At 70.0% G+C, this 8,386-nt stretch carries 6 protein-coding genes; 2 read left to right on the forward strand and 4 right to left on the reverse strand.

All coding sequences use genetic code 11. The annotated features are described in order from the left end of the window. A partial coding sequence (locus ACY5KJ_RS05665) for an LCP family protein (protein WP_462202925.1) occupies positions 1-1,375 on the reverse strand: 1,375 nt, incomplete at its 3' end. A 1,092-nt stretch (positions 1,376-2,467) separates the two neighbouring features. Here ACY5KJ_RS05665 and ACY5KJ_RS05670 point away from each other — a divergent pair. Continuing rightward, positions 2,468-3,874 (forward strand): aminopeptidase P family protein, encoded by a 1,407-nt coding sequence (locus tag ACY5KJ_RS05670; protein WP_462187381.1) that lies wholly within the window; start codon positions 2,468-2,470, stop codon positions 3,872-3,874. A gap of 221 nt (positions 3,875-4,095) precedes the next feature. Here ACY5KJ_RS05670 and ACY5KJ_RS05675 read toward each other — a convergent pair whose 3' ends face one another. After that, on the reverse strand, positions 4,096-4,428 hold the full coding sequence (locus tag ACY5KJ_RS05675) for a histone-like nucleoid-structuring protein Lsr2 (protein WP_462187377.1): 333 nt from the start codon (positions 4,426-4,428) through the stop codon (positions 4,096-4,098). 664 nt (positions 4,429-5,092) lie between these two features. On the opposite strand from ACY5KJ_RS05675, the gene ACY5KJ_RS05680 reads away from it, so the two are divergent. Beyond that, positions 5,093-5,419 carry a hypothetical protein gene (locus ACY5KJ_RS05680; protein WP_462187376.1) on the forward strand — a complete coding sequence of 109 codons (327 nt, stop codon included), beginning with the start codon at positions 5,093-5,095 and terminating at the stop codon, positions 5,417-5,419. 359 nt (positions 5,420-5,778) lie between these two features. Here the strand turns inward: ACY5KJ_RS05680 and ACY5KJ_RS05685 are convergent, their stop codons facing one another. Continuing rightward, positions 5,779-6,603, reverse strand: coding sequence for an ABC transporter ATP-binding protein (locus ACY5KJ_RS05685; RefSeq protein ID WP_462187380.1), 825 nt, complete (start codon positions 6,601-6,603; stop codon positions 5,779-5,781). A 193-nt stretch (positions 6,604-6,796) separates the two neighbouring features. Beyond that, positions 6,797-8,386 (reverse strand): ATP-binding SpoIIE family protein phosphatase (locus ACY5KJ_RS05690; RefSeq protein WP_462202926.1); only part of this gene is annotated, 1,590 nt, incomplete at its 5' end.

The raw sequence follows: 8,386 nt of genomic DNA on the forward strand, positions 1-8,386 counted from the left end.
CCACCGGTACCGCAGCGGGCACCGGTACCGCAGCGAAGGAGCCACCCCCCGCGCCAGCCGGGAGTGCGCCGGTGGAGCTCCCGTCGGCGACACGACCGCCGAAGGGCTTGAGGAAGGCGCCCAGCTGGGCTGGCTCAGGAACGAGGACGCTCTGCCCCCCGCGAGTACCAGCTGCCGCCGGCACCGTCGTGAACGCGACGCCGCCCGATCCGATCGACTGCATCCGCACCGCGAGAAGCCGGAGGTCGGCGAGAGAGGTGGCCTCGTCGAGCGTCAGCGCCGAGGTGGCGGAGTCGACCACCCCGAGCAGCTTCGCCGGGTTGAGCAAGGTGTCCGTCGACGCGATCCGCTGGAAGACGGCACCGAGGAACTGCTGCTGGCGGCGGATGCGGTCGATGTCGCTCTCGGGCAGGCCATACCGCTGCCGGACGAAGGAGAGGGCCTGCGCCCCGTTCAGCGTGTTCTCGCCGACCTGACCGGAAAACCCGGAGTAATGGTCGTGCAGGTTGTCGAAGCCCCGTGCCTTCAGCTCGGGGGGAAGCTCCTTGATGCAGACGGTGACCCCGCCAAGGGCGTCCGTCATCCCCTGGAAGCCGATGAAGTCGATCTGGACGTAGTGGTCGACCCGGATCCCGGTGAGGTTCTCGATCGTGGCCACAAGCAGGGACGGCCCGCCGTAGGAGAAAGCTGCGTTCAGCTTGGACCGCTGCGCCGCATGCTGCGTGCCCGCCGCGTCGGTGTACGCGGGGATCCGCACCCACAGATCCCGGGGGAAGGAGATGAGGGTCGTCGAACCGTCGCCGTCGAGGTGGGCGAGGATGGTCGTGTCCGACCGCTGCCCCTCGACCTGGCCGAACTCGCCGCTGGTCCCCGTCCGGGTGTCCGACCCCACGAGCAGGATGTTCTGCGTTCCACCCGATGCGGACGCCGGCCGGTCCGCGCTGGCGGAGAAGGTCAGCGGGATGTGGCGCACCCTGCCGTCGTAGTGCTTCAGCACAGCCCAGCCACCGGTCGCCAGGATGAGGACGAGGGTCGCCAACACTGCGGCCACGGCGGTGAGACCGCGCCATAAGCCGCTCTGCCCGGGTTCCGCGGGACCCTCCGGGGCCGGCCGGTCGTACCGGGGCTCGGCCGCCGGATGATCGACGGGGTACCGGCCGTAGGGATCGGGGTAGGCGCCCGGAGGTACGCGCGGCTCGTCATCGTGGCCCCGCGGAGCGGGCCGGTGCTCCCGGCGCGGCCGCTGCCCGACGGGCCAGTCCTCCTCGGGGGCCCGGCGCGGGTCCCGCGGGTCACGGACGGACCGGCCACGCCGCTCGCCGTCCCGCCGTCCCGCCGTCCCGTACCGTTCCGGACGATCCGGAGGCCAGGTCATGGCCGCGTCCTCCTCCCCCATCCACCGGGATGAGATCATCCGCGCCAATGGCGCCGCCCGAGGCCGGGACCGTCCACCACCGGCGCGAACCCGCCGGACCACCTTGGCACGACGTGGGCGCGGACGGACCGGAACCCTCCCGGACAGTCTTTTCGATGGTGACGGGTGACGGGCGTCATGGCATTCCCAACGGGTTGTCGATGTGCGACCCCGCAGGCCCCCGGCCGGCCCACGGACCGTACGGACTCCGACGCCGCCGCCCGGACCGTCCCCGCCGAGCCGAGCGGTGGCAGACCCCCGGGTGGCGCCGAGCATCAAGACCGGTCGCGGGCCCGATCCCGATCCTGCGATCCCGACGACAACCACCGATATCGGGATGCGCGACAATAATGCCGGTCTCCGGTGGTGTTCGCGACACGCAGTGCAGTACCCGAACCGAGTGCAGTGCCCGAACCGCACGATGCCGGTGGCTATCGGACCGGCATTACGGCACGCCGAGGACGTCCGCACCCGGACCGACCTGGTCCGTGCAACGTGGACCCGCCTTCCCCACCGACCGGAAGATGAGTTAACGGTCCACGACGGAAGGTCACAACCGACCGGATCCCTCAGATCTCCCACAACCGATTGCGTGCCCTCGTTAACTCACCCGAAGTGGGAGGAACAGTCTTCGTGGAAGGGTCCGAAGGCGGCGAAGTGGGTAGCGGCGCCCGGACCCATGTCGCGACGCGACCGCCCACATCGGCCCGGCATCATCGCGGCGGTGCGATGCACCAAATGCCCGGCGGACCAACGACGGGAAGTCCGGCCGGCACGCGGGGCATGGCGGTACGCCTCCCGCGCTACCCGCCGTCCACAACGGGGCCTACCGTTAACGTTATGAGTGCCCAGTCCCACCAAAGCTCACCTCCACCGACCGGCCCGGGGGTGCCCGAGAGCGCGCCGGCCGGGCGTGATCCGAACCTCATCACGGCCGACGAGCCGGGCGTTGTCCCCACCGGGGCCGGTGAACCTCCGGCATCGGATGATTCCGTGCGCGCACCCGGGCAGGCCAACCACGACGAGGAACCACACGCGGCGTTCCGGCGGTTTATGTCGACCGGGTGGGCGCCGATTGATGACGCTGTGCCATCCCGCGATGACTGCGCACCCTACACCGCGAAACGTCGCGCCTTGTTGGGTTCGCGGTTCCCGGCGGACGCGCTTGTGGTGCCGAGCGGCGGTCTGCGGGTACGGGCAAACGACACAGATTTTCCGTTCCGTCCCGGAAGCGACTTCTTCTGGCTGACCGGCTGCCATGAACCGGATGCCGTGTTGGTTCTGCTACCCAACGCGGCCGGTGAGCATGATGCGGTGCTCTATGTCGCCGGGCGGTCCGACCGGTCGAGCTCCGCCTTCTACACCGACCGGCGATACGGGGAACTGTGGGTCGGTCCCAGACCGGGGGTTCGGGAGACCGCGGCACAGCTGGAGATCGAATGCCGGCCGCTCACGGAGCTCGCGGACGCGCTCGCGCGGTTGGCACCGGGAAACACCCGGGTACTACGCGGAGTCGATCCGGTCGTGGACGGTTCGGTGCTGCGTTGGCCCGGCCGGGGTGGACCAGGAACCGACCGCGATCTGGCCCTCGCACAGGCCCTTTCCGAGCTGCGGCTGCTCAAGGACGACTTCGAGATCGCCCGATTGGACGAAGCGATCGCCGCGACCGTGCGCGGCTTCACCGAGTGCGTGGGAGAAATCGGTCGGGCGATGGACCTGCCCAACGGAGAACGATGGTTGGAGGGGACGTTCTGGCGGCGGGCCCGGGTGGACGGCAACGATGTGGGATACGGTTCCATCGTCGCCTGTGGCCACCACGCCACGACGCTGCACTGGGTCCGCGACGACGGGCCGGTACGCGCCGGTGATCTCGCCCTGCTCGACATGGGGGTCGAGGGACGGTCCCTCTACACGGCCGACGTCACCCGCACGCTCCCGATCAACGGACGGTTCACCGAGCTGCAGCGCCAGGTCTATGACGTGGTTCTTCGCGCCCAGCAGGCCGGGATCGACGCGGTCCGGCCGGGAGCGTCCTTCCTGGATCCGCACCGGGCCGCCATGCAGGTCATCGCCACGGCGCTCGACGACTGGGGGCTCCTGCCGGTCAGTGCGCAGGAGTCGCTGACCGAGGACCCACGCTCCCCGGGAGGGGGCGTCCATCGCCGCTATACCCTGCACTCCACGTCGCACATGCTCGGGTTGGACGTGCACGACTGCGCGCAGGCGCGCGACCAGACCTATCGCGACGCGGCGCTGGAACCGGGCATGGTATTGACGGTCGAACCGGGCCTGTACTTCCAGCCGGACGACCTGACGGTTCCGCCGGAGCTGCGGGGCATCGGCGTCCGGATAGAAGACGACATCCTGGTCACCAGGGATGGAAGGCGGAACATGTCCGCCGCACTTCCGCGAACCGCAGAAGACGTCGAAAACTGGATGGCCCGGCAGCTGCCGAACTGACGGAACGAACAGATCTGGCGACAGACTGCGTTGGCGGCGACGCCAATAGTTCCTGCCACACCGGCCGGGCCGGTGTGGCAGGAACCTGACCATGCAAAACCTGATCACACGATCTTCGGTCCGCCGGATCGCGCGGCCCGTCGTCCAATACCACGGGCACTACCGCTACAAGGGGTTCCACTGCCCCGGTCCCTGCCCCGGAAAAGCAGTCAAGACCAGGATCAGTGGGCCTTGTCGTACGCCTCGACGATGTTGGAAGCGATACGCCCCCGGTCACTCACCGTGTAACCGTTGCTGCGCGCCCACTCGCGAATGTCGGTGGTTCCGCCGGTACGGCGCGAAGCGGCACGCACACCACGCCGGCCACCCGCCGCCCGACCGCCAGAACGGCGAGCCGCGGTGACGAACGGAGCCAACGACTCACGCAACTTCGTGGCGTTCTTCTCCGACAGGTCGATCTCATACTGCGCACCGTCGAGTCCGAACCGGACGGTCTCGTCAGCCTCTTCTCCACTGAGATCGTCAATCAACGAGACGATGGTCTTCTGGGCCATGCCACTCTCCTTCAGGTCAGCGGACCGCAGAACTCACGCGTCTATTATTACCACGAGAACGCGGGGAACTGTCACGCCTGGTTCGCCGGACTCGCAAGCTTGGGTCGCCGAAGACGAAGTCATCGCTCAACGCACGCCGCCCTGGCAGTCGGAGTGCGGAACCCAAAGACAGGGAGCAAGCTCCACATGATAGAGGGATGATCATGTTCTGCGAATCACACCTTCCCAGTCGAAAGGCCGGCCGCAAGCGGACAGTTGGGCAGGCGTGGACCGGGCGGCGTCCATGTCCTCCGACCTTGGGACACCGATCGTGTTCGTCTACCGACTCCCGTGGACGATTGCCCGGCGAACGGCGGGCAACAGCCGTCGGCGCCTTTGGGGTGGTGGTGCCGCGAGCGGAACCGACCGGTACGAATGCCAAAGGGGATCGCCGCGCCGGATGAGTACCCCTGATTCCGGCGCCGCTGCTATGGGCCGACCCACGGACGAGTACCCGCGCACGTGGGTGGTAGACGGTGCCAACGTGATTGGCTCCCGGCCCGACGGGTGGTGGCGGGACCGCCCAGGAGCGGCCGGACGGCTGGTCGATGCTATTTCGGCGCGGATCACCCGTCCCGGCACGCACCCGCGGCCATCATCGAGGCCGGAATGGCCTGAGCGGATCGTGGTCGTTCTCGAGGGTGCGGCGCGAGCCGGAGTTCCCGAGGGAACCGTACGGCCCGGAAAGATCACACCCGAAAAGGTCGGGCCCGCGGGAGTCGCGCCCGAGAAGGGCCGCCACGTTCCAACGAGGGCGGACCGCGCGGCACCGACCATCGTCGTCGTGCACGCCCCCGGGCACGGCGACGACGCCATCGTGGCGGCGGCGCGCGACGCGGTCGCGCCCGTGGTCGTCATCACCTCGGATCGGCAACTTGCCGTCCGGCTGAGGTCGCTCGGCGCGGGTGTGCGACGGTCGGGATGGTTGTGGGACCTGCTCGACGAACGATGAACGACGGCCGATCAGCGACGGCTCCCGGGACGACCGGCGGTCGGCGTCCGGGGCGCCGGCCGGCCCACGAACGGACGAGCCCGGAGAGGGAGCACGATGGCCGCCACGAAAGAAACACACCGGCGATACCGGAAAAGGCGCGCTACGACGGGCTGAGGCCGCTTGACGAGGATGGATGGCCCACCGGGCCGTACGCGCAACGCCGGGACCGGACGGTGACTCGGGACTGGATCACGCCGGGAAAATCACCGCACCCCGCCGATCGTGCTCACCCGGCCATCGACCGACTCCGGTCGCGGCCGATCGGCCCATGAACGGACAAACACCCCGCGGCACAGACTCAGACCCGCGGCACAGACTCAGACCGAGGCGGACACCGGATGCCGGGGAAGCGGTCCGGCGGCAAGCCGGGCGGTGTAGCGACCGGCCGCCAGGCCGACATCCAACGGAATCCCGAAGCAGGAGGACAACGCCTCCGCGGTGAGTACCTGCGCGACCGGACCGGCCGCAAGCACCTGGCCGCCGCGCACCAGCAACGCGTGGGTCACCCCGACCGGGATCTCCTCCACGTGGTGGCTGACGAGGACGAGGGCAGGAGCGGTGGGGTCGGCCGCGAAGCGGGTGAGCCGCCGCATCAACGCCTCCCGCGCACCCAGATCGAGCCCGGAGGCGGGCTCGTCGAGCAGGAGGAGTTCCGGGTCGGTCATGAGGGCCCGGGCGATGAGCACACGCTTGCGCTCTCCCTCGGAGAGGGTTCCGAACCGCCGGTCGGCCAGTCCACGGCACCCGAACTGGGTCAGCAGGCCGGCCGCGCGGGTGAGATCGACCTCGTCGTACTCCTCGTCGGCGCGGCCCAGCACGGACCAGCCGGCGGTCACCACCGCGTCGAGTACCCGCTCGTCGGCGGGTGGCGTCTCCACCAGCGCCGGACTGACGACACCCACCCGGTATCGTAGATCGAGAAGGTTGACCTTGCCGAGACGGGCGCCGAGCAGGTCGACCGTGCCCCTGGTGGGAAACAGCCGGCCCGAGGCCACCTGCAGCAGGGTCGTCTTCCCGGCGCCGTTGGGACCGAGGACCACCCAGCGATGGCCGGGGAACACCGCCCACGACACGTTCCTGAGCAGGTATGACCCATCTCGCACGACATTGACATTGTCGAGGCGCAGCACCGCGTCCGGCATGCAGCTCACGTTACGCGACACCAGACTTCCCGATGCCGCCGGGACGGCCGGTCCACCCGTATCAGCCCGCCACCCGGTCAGCCCGCCACCCGGTCAACCCCGCCCCGGCCGTCCGGATGGATTTCACCTGCCGGACTGGGGTAAATCAGACATATCTAACAAACCACGCAATTGTCCCTCCATGGCCCTGGCGTCAGTCCGGTTCGGGCGGGGTCGTCCCGGTCAGGTCGATCTCGGCCCACACTGCCTTCCCGTCGGCGACCGGACGGACGCCGTGCCGAACGGCGAGCCGGGAGACCAGGTGGAGCCCGCGGCCGGCCTCATCCTCGGCCGCGGTATGGCGCCGCCGCAGCACCCGGCCGCCACCGTCGGCGACCTCCACGACGGCCCGGTCGCCCAGCAGGCGCAGCCGCACCGACAGTGGTGGGCGACCATGCCGCACCGCGTTGCTCGCCAACTCCGACAGCACCAGGATGATGGTGTCGACGACCTCCGAGGCCAGCGTCGCGTTCTCCAGCGCGAGCCTGGCCTGGGCCCGCACGGCGCGCAGGCTCGCCGCACCGTCGAAGGTCGCGTCCAGGAGGGCCGCCGCGGCCGTCAGTTCACCGGGCAACCGGGCGAACAGAAGCGCGACGTCGTCGGCCGCCGCCGCGTCGATCGTCCCCCCGGCCGTCCCGTCGGCCGTCCCGGAACCCACCGTCCCGGAACCCACCGGGCCGGGGGCGACGGCGGGACCGAGACCGGCACACGCCGCGGTGACCAGGTCGTCCAGATTCGCGGTGAACCTGTCGCTGGTGCGGGCGAGCGCGGCCGCGAGCTGCGAGACTCCGGCGTCGAGGTCGCGCGCACGTCCCCGGACGAGCCCGTCGGTGAACAGGGCGATCAGATATCCCTGTCCCAGTCGCACCGTGTACTCGGTCACGTCCGACCGGGCCACCCCGAGTGGAGACCCCACCGCCATGTAGAGCCTGGAGACCAGCCCGTCCGGCGCGACGACCAGGGGCGGCGGGTGCCCGGCACTCGCCAGCGTCAGCACCCCGCTGTCGATCTCGACGACCGCGTAGATGCAGGTGGCGATCTCCTCCCCGGGCAGGTCCGCGACGATGCCGTCCAGCAGCGTCAACACCTCGGCCGGGGGAAGATCGAGACAGGCGCAGGTGCGGGCCGCCGCGCGCAGCTGCGCCATCACCGCGGTCGCCCGGATCCCTCGACCCATCACGTCGCCAATCATCAGGGCGACTCGCCCGGCTCCCAGGTCAATCACGTCGAACCAGTCGCCACCGGCGTCGCCGGGCAGGTAACGGGTGGCCACCTCGAGCCCGGACGGGACGGCGGGCGGAGAACCGCGCAACGCCTCACGCAGTGCCAGCGCATTGCTGCGCTCGGCCGCCCCCCGATCGATCCGGTCCAGGACGACCCCCACCCGGGCGGCGAGTTCGGTCAGCAAGAGCAGATCCGCTTCGGTGAACGGAGGTCGATCCGCAACGGCAGTCACACTCAGTACGGCGACGACGTGGCCGACCCGTACCACGGGTACGACAGCCATCGTGTGGGCCCCCACCTGGCGGATCCACCGCTCGGCGTCGGCCGGCGGATCCCACTCGCCCGCTGCCAGTGCGGCGATCAGCCGCTCGCCCTGGTGGGCGGCCCGGGCGAACGGACTCGTCGGCGACGTCGCCGCGCCGGCCCCCAAGGCGAACGGAGGCACCGTGCCGAGCCCGTCACGAGCCACGACAACGAGTGGATGCAGCTCGGGCACCGGCTCGGCCGCCCGGTCCCCCGC

The sequence above is a fragment of the Frankia sp. CcWB3 genome, from assembly GCF_977927595.1.

Excerpts from the sequence above, each read along its gene's own strand:
- ACY5KJ_RS05675 (WP_462187377.1), bottom strand. The coding sequence starts at position 4,428 with ATGGCCCAGAAGACCATCGTCTCGTTGATTGACGATCTCAGTGGAGAA.
- ACY5KJ_RS05670 (WP_462187381.1), top strand. The coding sequence starts at position 2,468 with ATGTCGACCGGGTGGGCGCCGATTGATGACGCTGTGCCATCCCGCGAT.
- ACY5KJ_RS05685 (WP_462187380.1), bottom strand. The coding sequence starts at position 6,603 with ATGCCGGACGCGGTGCTGCGCCTCGACAATGTCAATGTCGTGCGAGAT.